General features: G+C 39.8%; 16 protein-coding genes and 1 pseudogene. All 17 read left to right on the top strand.

What is annotated here, in order from left to right:
- Positions 1-2: 2 nt before the first annotated feature.
- The 17 genes and pseudogenes from IEV91_RS11185 (at position 3) to IEV91_RS22085 (ending at position 18,145) form a co-directional block, all read left to right on the top strand.
- Positions 3-1,940 carry a siphovirus ReqiPepy6 Gp37-like family protein gene (locus tag IEV91_RS11185; RefSeq protein WP_188497514.1) on the top strand — a complete coding sequence of 646 codons (1,938 nt, stop codon included), beginning with the start codon at positions 3-5 and terminating at the stop codon, positions 1,938-1,940.
- A gap of 16 nt (positions 1,941-1,956) precedes the next feature.
- Positions 1,957-2,460, top strand: coding sequence for a hypothetical protein (locus IEV91_RS11180; protein ID WP_188497513.1), 504 nt, complete (start codon positions 1,957-1,959; stop codon positions 2,458-2,460).
- Between the two features lie 13 nt (positions 2,461-2,473).
- Positions 2,474-4,828, top strand: coding sequence for a phage tail protein (locus IEV91_RS11175; protein WP_188497512.1), 2,355 nt, complete (start codon positions 2,474-2,476; stop codon positions 4,826-4,828).
- 75 nt (positions 4,829-4,903) lie between these two features.
- Positions 4,904-5,344: a phage holin family protein gene (locus IEV91_RS11170; RefSeq protein ID WP_188497511.1), complete on the top strand. Its 441-nt coding sequence runs from the start codon at positions 4,904-4,906 to the stop codon at positions 5,342-5,344.
- Between the two features lie 33 nt (positions 5,345-5,377).
- A complete protein-coding gene (locus tag IEV91_RS11165; protein WP_188497510.1) occupies positions 5,378-6,079 on the top strand; it encodes an N-acetylmuramoyl-L-alanine amidase in 702 nt (233 codons plus the stop codon).
- A 195-nt stretch (positions 6,080-6,274) separates the two neighbouring features.
- A complete protein-coding gene (locus IEV91_RS11160; protein ID WP_124763839.1) occupies positions 6,275-6,511 on the top strand; it encodes an SHOCT domain-containing protein in 237 nt (78 codons plus the stop codon).
- Between the two features lie 61 nt (positions 6,512-6,572).
- A complete protein-coding gene (locus IEV91_RS11155) occupies positions 6,573-8,138 on the top strand; it encodes a recombinase family protein (protein ID WP_188497509.1) in 1,566 nt (521 codons plus the stop codon).
- On the top strand, positions 8,139-8,552 hold the full coding sequence (locus IEV91_RS11150; protein WP_027625356.1) for a recombinase family protein: 414 nt from the start codon (positions 8,139-8,141) through the stop codon (positions 8,550-8,552).
- 3 nt (positions 8,553-8,555) lie between these two features.
- A complete protein-coding gene (locus tag IEV91_RS11145; protein WP_188497508.1) occupies positions 8,556-10,130 on the top strand; it encodes a recombinase family protein in 1,575 nt (524 codons plus the stop codon).
- Positions 10,131-10,562: 432 nt separating this feature from the next.
- Positions 10,563-11,789 (top strand): macrolide efflux MFS transporter Mef(A), encoded by a 1,227-nt coding sequence (mef(A), locus tag IEV91_RS11140; RefSeq protein WP_012102963.1) that lies wholly within the window; start codon positions 10,563-10,565, stop codon positions 11,787-11,789.
- A gap of 113 nt (positions 11,790-11,902) precedes the next feature.
- On the top strand, positions 11,903-13,366 hold the full coding sequence (gene msr(D) / locus IEV91_RS11135) for an ABC-F type ribosomal protection protein Msr(D) (RefSeq protein ID WP_188497507.1): 1,464 nt from the start codon (positions 11,903-11,905) through the stop codon (positions 13,364-13,366).
- A 231-nt stretch (positions 13,367-13,597) separates the two neighbouring features.
- Positions 13,598-14,452 carry a nucleotidyltransferase domain-containing protein gene (locus IEV91_RS11130; RefSeq protein WP_188497506.1) on the top strand — a complete coding sequence of 285 codons (855 nt, stop codon included), beginning with the start codon at positions 13,598-13,600 and terminating at the stop codon, positions 14,450-14,452.
- The gene (locus tag IEV91_RS11125; RefSeq protein ID WP_151147792.1) at positions 14,449-15,189 is read left to right on the top strand and encodes a class I SAM-dependent methyltransferase; all 741 of its coding nucleotides are present in this window, start codon (positions 14,449-14,451) and stop codon (positions 15,187-15,189) included. Before IEV91_RS11130 ends, IEV91_RS11125 begins: the two co-directional genes overlap by 4 nt.
- Positions 15,190-15,229: 40 nt before the next feature.
- Positions 15,230-15,802, top strand: a pseudogene (locus IEV91_RS21705) (GrpB family protein); the annotation flags it as partial.
- The gene (locus IEV91_RS21700) at positions 15,788-16,450 is read left to right on the top strand and encodes a GNAT family N-acetyltransferase (RefSeq protein WP_308420036.1); all 663 of its coding nucleotides are present in this window, start codon (positions 15,788-15,790) and stop codon (positions 16,448-16,450) included. The pseudogene IEV91_RS21705 and the gene IEV91_RS21700, both read left to right, overlap by 15 nt.
- 114 nt (positions 16,451-16,564) lie before the next feature.
- Positions 16,565-17,341 carry an aminoglycoside nucleotidyltransferase ANT(9) gene (ant(9), locus tag IEV91_RS11115; RefSeq protein ID WP_070104654.1) on the top strand — a complete coding sequence of 259 codons (777 nt, stop codon included), beginning with the start codon at positions 16,565-16,567 and terminating at the stop codon, positions 17,339-17,341.
- A 759-nt stretch (positions 17,342-18,100) separates the two neighbouring features.
- Positions 18,101-18,145, top strand: coding sequence for an erythromycin resistance leader peptide (locus tag IEV91_RS22085; RefSeq protein ID WP_115648277.1), 45 nt, complete (start codon positions 18,101-18,103; stop codon positions 18,143-18,145).
- Positions 18,146-18,442: the final 297 nt, after the last annotated feature.

Here is an 18,442-nt window from a genome sequence, read left to right as displayed (position 1 = left end):
AAATGGAACTGTATATCTACAATTCAAACCGGGAGCTTGCAGGCATTGTTGAATCCTTTGAGTACTTACGCTGGACGAGACGCTATTCCCAGTGTGGCTCATTTGAGTTAAAGGCGATAGCAACTCCAGAGAATACAGAACTCTTAAAGGAAGGGAATATCATCTGGAAAAATGATGATGAGGAAGCCGGGATCATTGAGCATCTGGAACTTTCTCAAACCGAGCATGAAATTATTACTGCAAGTGGTCGTTTTGCAACTTCCTTCCTCTCCCGCCGCATTGTTTGGCAAACGGAGAAACTGTCTGGTGACATATCTGTCTGTGTGGAGCAGTTGATAAATAATAATCTTATCAATCCTTCTGATGTAGCAAGGAAGATTGCGAACATATCCTTTTCTGCTCCAAACTTTAATGTTCCTATCAGCACACAGGTATCGTATCGAAATTTGATGGATGCTGTGACGGAACTATGTGTTGCATCGGATGTTGGCATTAAGACTGTGTTCACTCCTACTACAGGGGTTTTTACCGTAGCGTTATATATGGGAACGGAATCACAAGCTGTATTTTCTAAGGAATATGAAAACCTTACAGAACAGATTTATACAATAAGTGCTGGAGATTATGCCAACACCGCCCTTGTTGGTGGTGAAGGAGAAGGTCCAGACAGAACTTTTGTTGCAATTACAAGTGGCTCTGGTGAGACAAGGCACGAAATTTTTGTGGATGCTAAGGACTTACGGGCAGAAGACTTTGGTTTAGATTACATTGATACACTAATCTTTCGAGGTCAAAGTAAGCTGAGTGAGCAAGCCATACGCTATTCATTTGATACATCTGTCAATCCACACGGTAATTTGTCATATAAGATAGACTTCGATCTTGGGCAGACCGTCAAAGTTATTTCCAAAGCATGGGGTGTATCCATGACGACACGCATCACCGAAGTTGAAGAAACTTATGACGCAGATGGCCAGAGTATCAGTGTAGTATTCGGAAAAGCTGAATTGACAATAGCCCAAAAATTACACTCCGACTTGAGCGAGGTGAAAACAGCAATATCGGCTCCAACTGGCATATCTGAAATTGCACAGGCTTTAGGAGCAGTGGAGGATACGCTAGTAACAGTTGAGGAAACCTTAGGCGACTTGACGGAGGTAGATTCAGAGATTCAAGGAGACAATCTAGCATCTACTATCAACAATCTATATGGGAAACTACCTGCACTCGAAATTAATGTTGGCGAAGGTACTATATCGATTGGTCAATATGCGTTGCACCATATGAACCCTGGAGATGCTTTTTATTTCACCCCATGGAGCGGTAATAAGTTTAGTGACCAGCCAAGTGATGACGGACATGTCTTTTTGGTAAAGCATAACGGGGACAACACGGGAAATGGGTATCAGCGGGCAATGGGTTTCTTTATTTCCCGTAATACCATGACATTCTATGTGATTTCCGTTTTCGTATTTAACAACCCTTCTGGTCAAGCTAACTGGCTTAATATCAATAACGAACCTTTAACTACTGCAAGGATTGCAGATGGGGCAGTCACTAGTTTAAAAATGGCAGACCGTACAATTACAGCTGCCAAAATGGTGTCCTCCTTTAGTGACTACTCAACTACAGAACAAAACACTGGGAGACTATGGATTGACGGCAAGACAATTTATCGTAAAGAGATAAATCTCGGTTCGCTTACGGATACAACACCAAAGCATGTACCTCACGGTATAGCAAACCTCAGCACTGTTATTAGCTTAACCGGCTTTGTGACAAATGGGACAGTTTTCTTGCCGTTGCCACTTGCACGGTACAACAACTTCGAATCGCAAATCGGTCTCTACGTGAATACAACCGAAATTGTAGTCGAACCAGGCAATGATAGAACAGCATATACAGGCTATGTAGTTATAGAGTATACAAAAACCGTTTAAAAGGAGGAAATGATTTATGGAGAAAAGCGGATTTTTTAACTCATCCGATGGAGATAGAGTCTATGATGCAAAGGACTTCGCTGCATATTTTGGAAACCTTGTCTCAAATGGTGTATTTTATGCGACACCAACAAACCTCCTGGTGTCTCCTGGGATTGGATTGGCAGTGAGCATTGCAGCGGGCAGTGCATGGATTAATGGCTATAGATATGAAAATACGGACAATTTAAACATGCCCCTTCCTACAGCAGACGGGAGCAATCCTCGCATAGACCGGGTTGTGGTTCGTTTAAGTCAAATTACGAGAAGTATTCAGCTTGCCATTGTTACTGGTACTCCCACAGCAACACCCATCGCTCCAGAGTTGACAAGAACAAGCGATGTTTATGAACTCGGCATTGCTGATGTTCTAGTACCTTCGGCTGCTACATCGATTTCAGCAAATAACATTATAGATACCCGCTTGAATACTAGTCTTTGTGGGTTGGTAAACTCGTTAGTTTCGGCGGTTTATGAATAGGAGGTGAATGTAAGTGGCGGATATTAACGGAATAACTCTGCAGGCGGGTTCTAGCCCGGCCGTTTATTACACGATTACTTATACTAAAAGCCGACCTAATAATACCCAGATGAGATACAACTTCACCATATCCGCTGCATTGGGTTCATCAGGTTCTTTCATCCATAGTGGTTATGCACTGCTTTGCACCATAACTGTAAATGGATCATCCTCACAGGTACGCATTAAAGCAGCGGACGGTGATAACTGGGACGGGACTACACCAAGACTCAGGTATGTTTCGGTGACCTGTACTTCTACTACAAGTAATGCAACCCAGCCAGTCACATTCAAAGTGGTTTCTGACGGACGTTTGCCACTATCCTCTGGGGTAATTACCAATTCGAGCTACACGGTATTAAGCGCTCCGTTGCTTACTACAGCTTGTGGAGCGCCAACATCTTGTACGGTTTCTCCACTACTTGCGGAAGGCAATGTGACCCTTTCTTGGAGTGGGGCTTCTGGAGGCATCAATAATACGATTTCCAGTTACGAAATTCAATATAGTGACTCTGCCGATAATGTCACATGGGGAGCATGGATCGCTCTGACCACGGTAACTACTACAGCATCAAGTGGTAGTGTATCAGTAGAACCGCCCTCTACGCGAGGTAATTACCGAAGATTTCGGGTACGGACACGTGGAACAGCAGGAGCTAGTTATTATTCCAGCTGGAAAGTATCCACAAGCAGTGTCCGCAGAAATACTGTACCAAAGCCAGCGACGACTGCTGTTGCCTCCCCCGCAGCATATCGCGATGAGACTATTACACTTAATTGGAGCGGAGCGTCAAGCGGTACCAGTCCAATTAAGGGATATCAAATTGCCAGTCGGACATCCACGGATAATAGCACTTGGGGTGCGTGGAATGTGTTGACCATGTTGACATTGGCGGCCAGCGGTGGTAGTTATCATCCGACTGTATCGAGGACCCCTGGAACATATACACAATTTGGTATTTGGACAATTGACACGTTGGATGTTTACTCAATAGAGAAAATCAGCAACAGCATCTACTGCAACGTCACAGCTTGTGCAGCACCGACCGCCTGTACGGTAAGCGCAACATTATCTGAAGGAAATGTTACTCTCTCGTGGAGCGGAGCATCCGGCGGTGCGGGCAATGCCATCACTTCCTACGAAATACAGTACAGTGATTCGACCGATAACAGCAATTGGGGTGCCTGGTTGGCATTGGCTATAGTCAATACTTCTGCAACAAGCAGTATTTTAAATGTCAGCCCACCTTCTACACGTGGTTATTATCGTCGGTTCCGAATAAGAACCCGTGGAACAGCTGGAGAGGGTTTTTACTCAGACTGGGTTATATCCAGCAATACCGTTCGTAAAAATATACTGCCGATACCGCCGACTTCTTTTACCGCAAACCCTCCTATCTATGAAGCTAACACAATAAACCTTTCATGGAGTGGAACGGTACCTGGAACCAGTGCCATTAAGCAATATGTCATACAACAGGTTACATCGATAGATGGATTAAATTGGTCCGCATATGAAGCACTGACGACTATTGTTTCAAATGCTACATCAGGCACCCTCCAGGTAAATGCCTCACAGGTAGCCGGAAGGTATACTCGTTATCGAATCAGCGTCACAGATGCACTTGATGCAGTGTCTGCCTATGTTGTTAGTAACGCGGTAAAGAAAAACAGCCCGCCTGTAGCACCGATAGTGGACTGTCCAATGTCTGGCAATTTTACTTATAATGCTACACCACGTTTTATGATCACAACAGGAATTGAACCGGATGGACAAACACAAATAGTGGAGGTAAGGATTGACTCTGGTTCATGGCAAAACAGCGTAGACAATCCTGAGCGGTTTTCTGTAAGCGGCTATCTTGGTAATGGGGTCAAGACAATTTACCAAGCTGAACCGCTTTCTGCAGGTAATCATACGGTTACCTTCCGTTGTCTTGACAGTGATATCGAATCAGCAAGCACAGAAGTTGTTCGTACCTTCACGATTTTAGCATTACCTTTTGAAATCATCACCGCTAATGTGACACATGTAAAGGCAGTGCATATTCAGACGCTTCGAACTGCTGTAAACAGGGTGCGTAGCTATTACAATCTATCCGTTGCAACTTGGAAAGAGGATATCATCGCAGGAAAGACCACTGTTAAGAATTGGCCATTTCATATCGTTGAAATACGCAAGGCTATTGATTCGATTATTATAATGGTTAATGGTTTTGATTCTTCGCAGGCCTTCGATATACCACCAGTCACATGGCTACCTATTGGTACAGGACGACCAAAGGCGGATGTGATGCAACAAATTCATGACCTAATTCAAATAATATAAAGATAAAATTCAGCGCTCTTGTCATTTGCAGGGGCGCTTTTCTATATACAAATACTCGAAACGGAGGTGTTTTTAATGAAAGAGATTTGGAATTGGATACAGCTGACTTTTGCCGCTGCCGGTGGGTTTTTCGGATGGTTTCTCGGCGGTTATGATGGATTTCTCTATGCACTGGTAGCCTTCGTGGTCATCGATTATCTGACAGGTGTCCTTTGTGCAATTGCGAATAAAAAACTGTGTAGCGAAATTGGTGCCAAGGGAATTTTCAAAAAGGTGCTCATCTTTATAATGGTAGGCATCGCTCATATTATCGATACACAAATTTTGGTTAGTATTGGAGAAAATAGTGGCATTTTACGAACAGCAGTAATCTTTTTCTACCTAAGTAATGAAGGAGTATCCATTTTGGAGAATGCTGGACATATTGGACTGCCTATCCCAGAAAACCTAAAATCGGTTCTACAGCAACTACATGGACGTGATAAGGAACCGCCTAAGCCTAGTGATGGAATATGATTGACTTAACATATTTGATTAGAGGTGATTTTAATGAAGTTACGCAAGCTATTACTTACGAACAATGCCTGCTTCGAAGCAGGTAAAACAATAACACCGAAGGGTATCATGGTTCACTCGACTGGTGCAAACAACCCGTGGTTGAAGCGCTACGTTGGCCCAGACGATGGCTTACTGGGAAAGAACCAGTATAACAACCATTGGAATCAAGACAAACCTGGAGGCCGTCAAGTATGTGTTCATGCCTTTATTGGTAAATTAGCAGATGGTTCGATTGCCACGTATCAAACATTGCCTTGGAATCACCGAGGTTGGCATGCCGGTGGAACTGCCAATGATACTCATATTGGATTTGAAACTTGCGAGGACGGTTTGACCGATGCCTCGTATTTTTCTGCTGTTTATAAGGAAGCTGTGGAGCTTTGTGTATATCTTTGCAAACTTTATGGTTTTAGCGAGAAGGACATTATCTGTCACAGTGAAGGTTATAAACTAGGCATTGCTAGTAATCATGCAGATGTGATGCACTGGTTTCCTAAGCATGGGAAAAGTATGGACACCTTTCGAGCGGATGTGAAAAAATTACTAATCATAGAAAATAAACCAGCAGAACCAGTGAAGAAGAAATATTACCGTGTGCAGATTGGTGCTTATTCTGACAAAGCAAATGCTGAGGCACAGCTTACCAAAGCTAAAAAGGCAGGCTTTACGGATGCATTTATTAAGTATGATTAATCAAAAGGGCGAGTTTAAAACGGTGTTTCTTGATTTTCACAAAGTCTCTCAAATAAATTATTAAACAATTAATTTATCTAGCCTGTGGGGGTTCTTCCCTTGCAGGCTCTTTTTTTATGCTCTGATTCAAATTAATTCTTACAAATCCTCAACTTCGACCTGTTCCCACGGCTATTAGGTAGGAGGTGATTCCTAGTGAATCAGCACGAGGATAAAAAAATTACAAAGATTTCAGATGAGATTATAGACAAAAGCGTTGAATTAAAGAAAGTATCACAGGAACAGCTACAGCGTGAGTTTGATTATATCCAGGCAGAAAAGATGCTGAGAAAGATGCTCGGAAAAGGCTTAATAACTGAAATAGAATTCCACAAGATAGACGCACTAAATCGCCAAACTTTCTCCCCTTTTTTAGCAGAGATAATGCCCTGAAATCGTTGATATATAAGGGTTTCAGAGGTAATATGAGACCTACCAAGAAGGAGGTGAGAGGATGAAAAAGATAACGAAAATAGAAGGAAATCTAGCCAACTCTTTTATTAAGCCAAAAACACGAGTAGTTGCCTACTGCCGAGTTTCAACAGATAGTAATGAACAGCTAGTCAGCTTGCAAGCACAAAAGGCCCATTATGAGACCTACATAAAGGCGAATCCAGAATGGGTATATGCAGGCCTATATTATGATGAGGGAATCAGCGGTACGAAAAAGGAAAACCGCTCTGACCTGCTTAGGATGTTATCAGACTGTGAAACTGGGAGAATTGACTTAATCATTACAAAGTCCATCAGCCGATTTGCGAGAAATACTACAGACTGCTTGGAGATGGTTCGAAAACTGATCGACCTTGGGGTTCATATCTATTTTGAGAAGGAAAACATCAATACAGGTTCAATGGAAAGTGAATTGATGCTCTCCATTTTAAGTGGGCTTGCAGAAAGTGAGTCAATTTCCATTTCTGAAAATACTAAATGGGCAATTCAAAGACGATTTCAAAACGGGACCTTTAAAATTTCCTACCCACCATATGGGTATCAAAACATTGACGGTCAGATGATAGTAAACCTCAAGCAGGCTGAAGTTGTGAAGTATATTTTTGCAGAGGTATTATTGGGCAAAGGCACACAGAAAGTTGCAAATGATCTTAATCAAAAGGGTATCCCATCAAAAAGAGGTGGTCGTTGGACAGCTACTACGATTAGAGGGATTCTGACTAATGAAAAATATACTGGTGATGTTATTTTGCAAAAGACTTATACGGACAGCCATTATAATAGGCACACCAATTATGGTGAGAAAGATATGTATCTAGTAGAAAACCATCATGAGGCAATTATCAACCATGAAGATTTTGAAGCTGTAGATGCCGTTCTCAAACAGAGAGCAAAGGAAAAAAGCATCGAAAAGCGCAACAGCAAATATCTAAACCGATATGCTTTCTCTAGCAAAATTATCTGCTCGGAATGTGGCAGTACTTTTAAAAGACGGGTTCATTCATCTGGTCCAAGAAAATACATTGCTTGGTGCTGCAGTAAGCATATAAGCAATATAACGGAATGTTCTATGCAGTTCATTCGAGATGAAGATATAAAGACTGCATTTGTTACGATGATGAATAAACTCATTTACGGTCAGAAGTTCATATTAAGACCACTTTTGAATGGGTTACGTAACCAGAATAATGTAGCGGGTTTTCGTAGAATTGAAGAGTTGGAAACTAAAATTGAAAACAACATGGAGCAGAGTCAGATGCTGACGGGTTTAATGGCCAAAGGATATCTGGAACCTGCTCTGTTTAATAAAGAAAAGAATTCACTGGAAGCAGAAAGAGAAAGGCTTCTTGTCGAAAAGGATCAACTTACTCGTTCCGTCAATGGGAATTTTACAAAAGTTGAAGAGGTTGACCGTCTGCTTAAGTTTGCAACTAAGTCCCAAATGCTTACAGCCTATGAGGATGAGCTGTTTGAAAATTACGTAGAAAAGATTATGGTCTTTTCACGAGAGGAAGTGGGATTTGAATTAAAATGTGGAATCGCATTGAAGGAAAGGTTGGTGAATTAGATGGGTCACACACCCTATGGATATAGAATTGAAGATGGAAAGGCTGTTGTAGATGAAATAGCAGCAGAACAAGTAAAAGAATTATTTTCAGGATACTTGGCAGGACTTTCTTTGAAGGGTGCTACTAAAAAAGCTGGGATAGACTGCTACCATGCCACAGCAAGTAAGATGTTGCAGAACAAGCATTACTTGGGCGATGAATTCTACCCTCCAATTATTGATGAAGAGACCTTTGAAAAAGCCAGAGTAGAAAAACGAAAACGAGCAGAAAAGCTCGGAAGGATATGGGAGCCTAAAGATGAACCGGTAAGGGATTACCCTGTAAAGTTCAAAGTAAAACCTCTGGTGCAAAAATATGAAGATCCATACAAGCAGGCGGAATATGCTTACAGTCTGATAGAAAGTGAGGTGTAACAAGTGGCGGTAAGTAGGAATGTAACAGTGATTCCGGCAATTAAACGGGTTGGAAATAATAAAAATAGTGAAAGCAAACCCAAAATACGAGTGGCTGCTTACTGTCGTGTTTCAACGGATAGTGAAGAGCAGGCTTCAAGTTATGAAATTCAGGTCGAGCATTATACAAAATATATTAAGAAGAACAAGGAATGGGAACTGGCAGGTATTTTTGCAGATGACGGCATCACAGGTACAAATACCAAGAAGCGTGAAGAGTTCAACCGCATGATTGAAGAATGTATGGCAGGAAAAATTGACATGATTATCACAAAATCCATCAGCCGATTTGCCAGAAACACGTTGGATTGCCTTAAATACATCCGTCAGTTAAAGGATAAAAACATAGCGGTATTCTTCGAGAAAGAGAATATCAACACCATGGATTCTAAGGGTGAAGTATTGCTGACCATCATGGCATCCCTTGCCCAACAGGAAAGTCAATCCTTAAGTCAGAACGTTAAGCTGGGAATTCAGTATCGATATCAGCAAGGTGAAGTCCAGGTCAATCACAAGCGTTTCCTTGGATACACCAAGGATGAAAACAAGCAATTAGTGATTGACCCAGAGGGTGCTGAGGTTGTTAAACGGATTTACAGGGAGTACCTAGAGGGAGCCAGCCTTTTACAGATAGCAAGAGGACTAGAAGCAGACGGTATTCTAACAGCGGCAGGCAAAGCCAAATGGAGACCAGAAACACTGAAAAAGATACTGCAGAATGAAAAATACATCGGTGATGCCCTTCTACAAAAAACATATACGGTTGATTTCCTTTCTAAAAAGCGGGTCAAGAATAACGGCATCGTTCCTCAGTATTATGTAGAAAACAGCCACGAGCCTATCATCCCACGTGAGCTTTTTATGCAAGTTCAAGAAGAGATGGTTCGAAGAGCAAATCTTCGTGGGGGCAAAGGCGGTAAAAAGCGAGTCTATAGCAGCAAGTATGCTTTATCAAGTATTGTTTACTGCGGAAACTGTGGAGATATTTACCGACGGGTACATTGGAATAACCGAGGATACAAGTCTATTGTTTGGAGATGCGTCAGCCGTCTGGAGGAGAAGGATTCTGAATGCACTGCCCCTACCATAAATGAGGAAACATTGCAGACAGCAGTAGTTAAGGCTATTAACGAACTTTTGGCTAACAAAGACCCATTCCTCAAGGTGCTACAGAAAAATATAGCTACTGTATTTAATGAAGAAAATGATAATGCCACTGATGACATTGATAGCAAATTGGAAGAATTACAGTTGAAACTACTTAAACAGGCGAAGTCCAAGAATGACTATGAAGATGTGGCTGATGAGATATACCGCCTTCGGGAGCAGAAGCAAAATGTGCTTGTTGAAAACGCAGAACGTGAAGGAAAAAGGCAGAGAATCGCTGAGCTTACTGCTTTCTTGAATGAACAGTCTCACGAGTTAGAGGAGTATGATGAGCAGTTGGTAAGGCGGCTTATTGAAAAAGTTACGATCCGCGATGACAGGATTGAGGTGGAGTTTAAGTCAGGTGTGAAGTTTGAAGAAGAAATGATATAGATTATTGAGTCGACCGCAATTAAGGAAACTATCGCCTTTGGCGGTATTTCCTTCCTTTATATTTTTTGTGTTGAATATAGAACCTTATTGTGATAAAATATACGCTGATACAAATAAGAATTCAGGAGGAACCGAAACTATGACAGCCTCAATACGTTTAAGATAAGTTGGCAATAAAAAAAGCAGAATCTATCCTCGATGATAGGCTTTTTTGTTGTGCTTATTTATACGATATTGAGCATTCATTAGTTACGGTGAGATATAAGTTATTTAACTATACCTTTATTTAACTATGTCTTTAATATGAATGTTTCCAAATTGTATGTATGCAGACCAAAAGCCACATTGTGGATTTAGGCCTGCATTTTTTATTGCCTAGAATGCTATTCAAAATAGAAATTCGAGCAAAATAATATGCAGGAGATAATATAAATGGAAAAATACAACAATTGGAAACTTAAGTTTTATACAATATGGGCAGGGCAGGCAGTATCATTAATCACTAGTGCTATCCTGCAAATGGCGATCATTTTTTACCTTACAGAGAAAACAGGATCTGCGATGGTCTTGTCTATGGCTTCACTAGTTGGTTTTTTACCCTATGCGGTCTTTGGACCAGCCATTGGTGTATTAGTGGATCGTCATGATAGGAAGAAGATAATGATTGGTGCTGATTTAATTATCGCAGCAGCTGGGGCCGTGCTAGCTATTGTTGCATTGTATATGGAGTTACCTATCTGGATGGTTATGGTAGTATTGTTTATCCGTAGCATTGGAACAGCTTTTCATACCCCGGCTCTCAATGCGGTTACGCCACTTTTAGTACCAGAAGAGCAGCTTACGAAATGTGCAGGCTATAGTCAGTCTTTGCAGTCTATAAGCTATATTGTTAGTCCGGCGGTTGCAGCATTGTTATATTCTGTTTGGGAATTAAATGCTATTATTGCCATCGATGTATTGGGTGCTATGATTGCGTCTATTACGGTAGCAATTGTACGTATTCCTAAGCTAGGCGATCAAGTGCAAAGCTTGAAACCAAATTTCATAAGAGAAATGAAAGAAGGAATGGCTGTACTACGGCAAAATAAAGGATTATTTGCTTTATTACTCGTTGGAACATTATATATGTTTGTTTATATGCCCATAAATGCATTATATCCTTTAATCACTATGGAATATTTTAATGGTACACCGATGCATATTTCTATTACGGAGATTGCTTATGCCTCTGGTATGTTGATAGGGGGTCTATTATTAGGGTTATTTGGGAATTACCAAAAGCGAATCTTATTAATAACGGCATCAATTTTTATGATGGGGATAAGCTTAACCATTTCAGGATTACTTCCTCAAAGTGGATTTTTCATATTTGTAGTCTGCTGTGCAATAATGGGGCTTTCGGTGCCATTCTATAGCGGTGTGCAAACAGCTCTTTTTCAGGAGAAAATTAAGCCTGAATATTTAGGACGTGTATTTTCTTTGACCGGAAGTATCATGTCACTTGCTATGCCAATTGGGTTAATTCTTTCTGGATTCATTGCTGATAGAATCGGTGTAAATCATTGGTTTTTACTATCAGGTATTTTAATTATTTGCATTGCAATAGTTTGCCCAATGATAACTGAGATTAGAAAATTAGATTTAAAACAAAATTCATAGGAGGGCCATTTTTATGTATTTAATTTTCATGTAATTTTTCCTGCTAAAATCGCAGGGTTTTCCCTGCGTACAAGCAAATGAAAACATGCGATTATAGACAGGAGGAAAATGTTATGGAATTGATATTAAAAGCAAAAGACATTCGTGTGGAATTTAAAGGACGCACTTGTTTAGATATAGATGAATTAGAAGTGTATGATTATGACCGTATTGGTTTAGTAGGAGCAAATGGTGCAGGAAAAAGCACGTTACTCAAGGTACTTTTAGGAGAATTAACTCCCCCAGGATGTAAAATGAATCGTCTGGGTGAACTTGCCTATATCCCTCAGTTGGACGAAGTAACTTTGCAGGAGGAGAAAGATTTTGCACTTGTGGGCAAGCTCGGTGTTGAGCAATTAGATATACAGACCATGAGCGGTGGTGAAGAAACAAGACTTAAAATAGCACAGGCCTTATCGGCACAGGTTCATGGTATTTTAGCGGATGAACCTACGAGCCATTTAGACCGTGAAGGAATTGATTTTCTAATTGGACAGCTAAAATATTTTACAGGTGCACTGTTAGTTATTAGCCATGACCGCTATTTTCTTGATGAGGTAGTAGATAAAATATGGGAACTGAAAGATGGCAAAATCACTGAGTATTGGGGAAACTATTCTGATTATCTTCGCCAAAAAGAGGAAGAACGCAAGAGCCAGTCTGCAGAATACGAACAATTTATTGCGGAACGTGCCCGATTGGAAAGGGCTGCGGAGGAAAAGCGAAAGCAGGCCCGTAAAATAGAAAAAAAGGCAAAAGGTGCTTCAAAGAAAAAAAGTACTGAAGGCGGAGGGCGTTTAGCTCATCAAAAATCAATGGGAAGTAAGGAAAAAAAGATGCATAATGCCGCTAAGTCCCTAGAACATAGGATTGCGGCCTTAGGAAAAGTAGAAGCCCCAGAAGACATTCGTAGGATTCGTTTCAGGCAAAGTAAAGCATTGGAGCTCCACAATCCATATCCTATTGCTGGTACGGAAATTAATAAAATATTTGGAGATAAGGTATTGTTTGAAAATGTATCTTTTCAAATTCCGCTTGGAGCAAAAGTGGCATTAACTGGTAGTAATGGAACCGGAAAAACAACTTTAATCCAAATGATCTTAAACCATGAAGATGGAATTTCTATTTCACCTAAGGCAAAAATAGGTTACTTTGCACAAAATGGTTACAAGTACAACAGTAATCAGAATGTCCTAGAGTTTATGCAGGAGGATTGTGATTACAATGTATCGGAAATTCGTTCAGTGCTAGCATCCATGGGGGTGAAACAGAATGATATTGGAAAAAGCTTATCTGTTTTAAGCGGCGGAGAAATTATTAAATTATTGCTAGCTAAAATGCTTATGGGTAGATATAACATCTTACTAATGGATGAACCGAGCAACTTCCTTGACATACCAAGCTTAGAGGCTTTGGAAATACTAATGAAGGAGTATGCCGGAACTATAGTATTTATCACCCATGACAATCGGCTACTTGATAATGTGGCTAATGTGATTTATGAAATCAAAGATAAGAAATTAAACTTAGTCCGATAATTATTTTACTTTTCTTATTTGACAGATCGTAAGTAGGGCAGTGAAAAAGATTATGGATTTTATCTAAGCGCTAAGTAGTTTAGATCACTAATCAGGGAAAATAAGGCCTTCAAGATGAATTCTGAAGGCCCCCTTTCCATATAAATATACGTAAAGCATAAGGAACATATGGCAAAAAAGGTGTTTCTCAACATGAGATATAGCTTTTGATATTGAAAGGAGTGATTCAGTATGATAGATAATATTATTCAATCAGTGACAGAAAAATTATCCTCTTTGCCTTATATAGAAGGCATCGTATTAGGGGGTTCTCGTGCAAGAGGCACCCATACAGAGGATTCTGATATAGATTTCGGAATCTATTACAATTCAGAGTTATTTGACATTACAGTAATTAATCAACTTGCTACAGAGTTGGATGATGAGAATAGAAGCAACCTTATTGTACCTCCCGGAGCATGGGGTGATTGGATTAATGGCGGCGGATGGTTAGTCATAAACGGATATCATGTGGACTTAATTTTACGTGATATTAAACGGGTGGTACAAATAATCAAAGATACGGAGCAAGGAATTGCTACTGCTAATTATCAGACGGGGCATCCCTATGGATATATAAGTGCTATGTATCGAGGAGAATTAGCGATTAGCAAAATACTATATGCTAATGATGAAAACTTTTATGAGTTTAAAAAGCAAGCAGAACGTTATCCAACCGCTTTGCAGAAAGGATTAACTGAATTTTTTATGTTTGAGGCAGGTTTCTCTTTAATGTTTGTAAAAGCAAATGCGGGAGCAGAGGATAAATATTATATTGCAGGCCATGTTTTTCGTATTATTTCATGCTTAAATCAAGTACTATTTGCATGCAATAATGCTTATTGCATTAACGAAAAGAAAGCTATAAAACTGCTTGAAACTTTTGAATATAAACCTAAAAAATATGCCGAAAGGGTAAATCATATTTTTGAAGTACTCGGTCTTTCACTTTTTGAATGCTACGATATGACCGAGAAGCTTTATAAAGAAGTGAAAAAAATTGCAACGGAGATAAATAACTTTTTAAACGAGGGGGAATTCAGATGAAAGAAAACAAATATGATGATAATATATTTTTTCAAAAATACAGTCAAATGAGTCGCTCACAGCAGGGACTAGCCGGTGCAGGAGAATGGGAAACATTGAGAAAGCTGCTGCCGGATTTTAAAGATAAGCGTGTGCTTGATTTAGGATGCGGCTATGGATGGCACTGTATTTATGCGATGGAACACGGAGCGTCTTCTGTTGTAGGTGTTGATATTTCTCATAAAATGCTCGAGGTAGCCAAAGAAAAAACACATTTTCCACAGGTTGAATATAAATGCTGTGCTATAGAAGATGTGGAATTCCCAGAGGAGAGTTTTGATGTAATATTAAGTTCACTTGCGTTTCACTATGTAGCAGATTATGAGATTTTAGTAAAAAAGATATATAGAATACTGAAGTCTGGTGGTAAGCTAGTTTTTACGGTTGAACATCCTGTTTTTACTGCCTATGGAACACAAGACTGGCATTATAACGAAAAAGGAGAAATACTGCATTTTCCGGTGGATAATTATTATTATGAGGGCAAACGGACAGCTGTGTTTTTGGGAGAAAAGGTTACAAAATATCATAGAACACTGACCACATATCTAAATACACTGCTTTCAAATGGTTTTATAATAAATCATATTGTGGAGCCGCAGCCGCCGGAAAACATGATGGATATTCCGGGGATGCAGGATGAAATGCGCCGTCCCATGATGCTGATTGTATCGGCCAACAAAAAAGAGAAAAGATAAAATTGAAACACCCGCAACATAAACAGCAAAGGAGTGCGATATGATGCTATCTGAAAATAACTCCACACCAAGGAGTGATGAAGAGCTGCAAAAAAACATGGTTGCTGAACTTAAGCCGCACAATGCACCGATTACTCTTGTCGAATACGATCCGAGTTGGTCTGATTTGTTTGAACAGGAAGCGAACCGGATTCGTTCAGTACTCGGCAACAAAGCCTTGCAGATTGAACATGTAGGCTCGACCTCGGTACCGGGGCTTTGTGCCAAACCAATAATTGATATGCTGCTGGTTGTGAAGGACTCTGCCGACGAGCTATCCTATGTTCCGGCATTGGAATCAGCTGGCTATATATTGCGGATTCGGGAACCCGAGTGGTTCGAACACCGCCTGTTCAAAGGACCCGATACCGACATCAATCTGCATGTGTTCAGTTCGGGCACATCAGAGATTGATAGAATGTTACGTTTTCGAGATTGGTTGCGGACTAATGATGCTGATCGAGACAAATATGCACAAGTTAAGCGAAACTTGGCAAAGAATAAATGGAGGCATGTTCAACACTATGCGGACGCCAAAACGTCCATAATACAGAAAATCATGGAACGAGCTAGTTTGAATTTAGAAAATGGGATTCCTGAAAAAAATCTTTTTATGATGTGCAAAGCATTAAATTCCAATGCCATTTCTGAGTTGTCAGATGAGTATCATGTTAGAACATGTAGAAGAGATGAACTGGATATATGGAAAGAGATGCCGTTTGACGATGTGAAATCTGCCAAAGAATATAATGGGTTTATGACGGAATACTTTAATGATGTATACGGAAGTAAAGAAGATTTATTTTTTCAGAAGTGTTTATTTGTTTGTGATAAAAATGATACTCCTATAGGGACGTGCTTTGCGTGGAAGGCATATGAAAAAATTTCTACAATACATTGGTTTAAAGTCCGGAAAAACTATGAAGGATCAGGCATTGGTAGAGCTTTACTTTCCATTGTTATGAGAAGTATTAAAGAGAATGACTATCCGGTATTTCTTCATACACAACCATCCAGCTTTCGTGCAATAAAATTGTATTCTGATTTTGGATTTGCTTTTTTAACAGACCCAATAATCGGATATAGAAAAAATGATTTGGAGGAATGTTTAACCATTCTAAAAGAACATATGCCGCAAAAAGATTTTGAAAAGCTGCAATTTGCAGAAGCACCTGAGGATTTTTTGAAAGCAGTAAAATCTTCTAAAATAAACCAGTTTTAATTTAAATGTACGGGATAAGTCCAAGGAATCATCCCCAATTACATCCATAAAGGTCTCGAGATATGTGTCGGGATGCCCAGAAAGTTTGCGCGAAAGGAGCTCGCAGTCGAGAATATGAATAACAAAGAAATACCGAAAGAAGCAATTCAAGCATCGAAAATTATAGAGGAGCTACTCGATAGTATATTAGTGGGTATATATTTGTACGGTTCTGCTGTTATGGGAGGATTACGCATTAATAGCGATGTAGATATTTTGGTTGTAATAAATCGTAGTTTATCTGAAAGAACTCGAAGAGATCTTACAGACAGACTAATGCTTATATCTGGGAAAATAGGAAACACAAAAGATATGAGACCTCTTGAAGTTACAGTCATTAATCAAAAAGATATTATTCCTTGGCATTTTCCTCCCAGATATGAATTTATGTACGGCGAGTGGCTAAGAGAGCAGTTTGAAAAGGGAGATATTCCTGAGCCGACTTATGATCCGGATTTAGCAATACTTTTAGCACAACTAAGAAAAAATAGTATTAACCTTTTGGGACCAAAGGCAACAGAAGTAATTGAGCCTGTGCCGATGACAGATATTCGAAAAGCAATTAAAGAATCGTTGCCCGGGTTGATAACTAGCATTAAAGGTGACGAACGCAATGTGATTTTAACTTTAGCCAGAATGTGGGTGACAGCATCTACTGGTGAAATCAGATCAAAAGATCTGGCAGCTGAATGGGCAATACCTCAATTACCTTATGAGCATGCCATTTTACTTGACAAAGCAAGAAAGGCTTATCTAGGAGGGTATATTGATAAGTGGAAAGGAATGGATTCTGAGGTGACTGAACTCGTTAATAATATGAAGAAGTCTATAGAGTCTTCCCTTAATCTCTAAAAGGTTGGTGTTGAGAATTCCATTGATAGGTTCTCTCATACCGAAATTTCTTAAAATGGTCAAAAACCGCTGGATATGTTCCCGTCTACCGATAGCCCCAAAAACGCAGTAGATATGTTTCCGAGAACGGACTACTCAAATGACATTCATTCTGTCCTCTCAAGCCATGTCGAAGCAGTCGCCAGGCTCGTGCGGGACATGGGGACAGGTTCATTGTCCCGCTGAATAAAAATGTCGAAAAAATAAACATTTCCGATTCAGACTCCGATTTTGTGAAAATCCTTTTCCAATTTTGGGGTCTTTTCTCTATGATCCCTTGCCCTGCCTGGCTTTCTTCAATTTTGCCTTTAACCAACTTTCGGAGGTCTTTATTTTAAAACCGATAAAAACGTGAAAAAAACGGTGGGAAAAGCGGTGAAAAACGGCCATTTTTGAATCAAACAAGGTCGAAAATGGGGGTTCGTTCGGAAATCTTTTTTTAACTCGAAACGGTGGAATGCGGGTTGGTGAGGGGTGATTTTGGAAGTGTTAATTGTTTTGGCACATAGAGGTGGATAGAACCCTATATGTTTCTTCCAAGCAGCAAAATATACTAAAATTCCATTTATGAAAGAGTAGGCATTTGGTGGCTCATTGTTTCTCCAGTATCTGGTGCTGCCTCTTTAACAATTTTATTCATCAAACTTTCCCTTTGACTTTCTTTAAAAGACAGTCTACAATTAATACTGAGTTTTAAACCTTAAGGAGGATTATTAAAAAATGACACATTTTATGAGACTACGATTCCCAACTTTGAACCAGTAATTGAATACGTTCAAAGGCTCTGCTTGTGTATGCAGAGTAAATGGGATTAGTCTGTCCTTTTTTAATAATCTTCATTTCATATTTTTGAAATAGTCATTCCCAATATTTCAGCAATTTGTTCCCTACTTAACTTTTAGAGTGGTATCTTATTGCTTGTTTATGTATGGGGAAATATGTGATGTAAAGAAAGGCGAACTGTTCTGCCTTTCTTTATTTTTGTCTATTTAATCTTTCTTTGAATTTTCCAAAGGCGGGTTTATTTGTTGACGGCTCTTAGTAGCCTCTAAATAAAAAATA

It is taken from the genome of Pullulanibacillus pueri (assembly GCF_014639255.1).
Lineage (GTDB): Bacteria > Bacillota > Bacilli > Bacillales > Sporolactobacillaceae > Pullulanibacillus > Pullulanibacillus pueri.
The sequence above is the reverse complement of the archived record's forward strand: the minus strand, read 5'-3'. Positions and strand labels throughout refer to the sequence as shown.